Source organism: Polynucleobacter sp. 39-46-10 (assembly GCF_002282275.1).
Genome location: NZ_NCJB01000515.1, coordinates 1 through 1228, shown reverse-complemented (window position 1 = coordinate 1228; position 1228 = coordinate 1). Strand labels below are relative to the sequence as shown.

Below are 1228 nucleotides of genomic sequence, written 5' to 3'. Positions count from 1 at the left end.
GTGCCTCAAAAATAACCGGGCAACGGCGAGTCGATAGTGATCTTGCCTTAAGGCGTGAAAGTGCGCGCTCTGCTGCGTACTTACCAATCGAAGCTGGATCGGCCAACTCTTGTGGGATGCGCGAACTGGAATACCAGTCATCTCTTTGCATCAGCGACTTCTTGCCACCCTCATTTGCAATTGGTGCACATGAAATGTAGTGACGAGAGAATGGGTAACCCCCCATAAACCCATGACTAGTCCCCATCATGAAATGTGCATGATGGGCAGATACCGATGCCCCATCGCTATTTTGAATTTGCTTACTCACCGCAAAGGCAGCCCCTTCAGCGGTACGTGCAATATCGATTGCAGTTGCTGAATCTAAATCCCATGGATGAAACAAATCGAGATCCAGTGGATGTTTTTCGAGAAGTTCTTTTTCGGCAGGGCCGGCACATAAATCTTCAGCCGTATGTTGAGCGATATGGTACGCAGCCTCAACCGTAGCCTTTAAAGACTCCTTGGTGAAATCACTGGTACTTGCATTGCCGCGGCGATGCCCCAAGAAGACCGTTACTCCAACCTGCTTATCCAAGCTTTGCTCTATGGTCTCAACCTCACCCTTACGGACGGTAACTGAAAGACCCTGACCTTCAGAAACCTCTGCCACCGCATCTGAGGCACCCCGCCTTTTGGCATCCGTGAGCATGAAATCAATGATTTCTTGAAACTGGTTTGATGAGTATGTAAACATGTCTTAATAATAGCTAGAATAGAAACATGAAGCATACCGAAGCCTGGAAACGATCCTCCCCTGACGAAATCAAAATCGGCCTAATCTCGATCTCTGACAGAGCGAGTAAAGGCATTTATACAGATGAAGGGGTTCCCGCCCTCCGAGGCTGGCTAGAAAGCGCCCTCAGCACACCCTATGTCTTTCATGAGCGCCTGATTGCCGATGAGCGAGAAGTCATCACTGAAACCATCGTGGAGCTTACCGATGATCTTGGCTGTGATTTAGTCCTCACCACAGGCGGTACAGGCCCCTCTCGGAGAGATGTCACCCCTGAGGCCACCATGGATGCTGGGACCCGGGAAATGCCCGGATTTGGCGAGCAAATGCGCCAAATTAGCCTACGTTTTGTACCTACGGCGATTTTGTCCCGACAAACCGCTGTTTTGCGAGAGATCGAGGGGCATACTGCCCTCGTCATTAACCTTCCAGGTCAGCCAAAATCCATTAAAG

Annotated in this window: 2 protein-coding genes; one reads left to right on the top strand and one right to left on the bottom strand. The window is 50.1% G+C overall.

Features of this window, described 5'->3' with window-relative positions:
* Positions 1 to 736, bottom strand: a 736-nt coding sequence (locus tag B7X71_RS17310) for a DNA gyrase modulator (protein WP_293601651.1), incomplete at its 3' end; no start/stop codon positions are given.
* Positions 737 to 762: 26 nt separating this feature from the next.
* Between B7X71_RS17310 and mog the strand changes: the two genes are divergently transcribed.
* Positions 763 to 1228: molybdopterin adenylyltransferase (gene mog, locus B7X71_RS17305; protein ID WP_293601650.1), on the top strand; the 466-nt coding region annotated here is incomplete at its 3' end.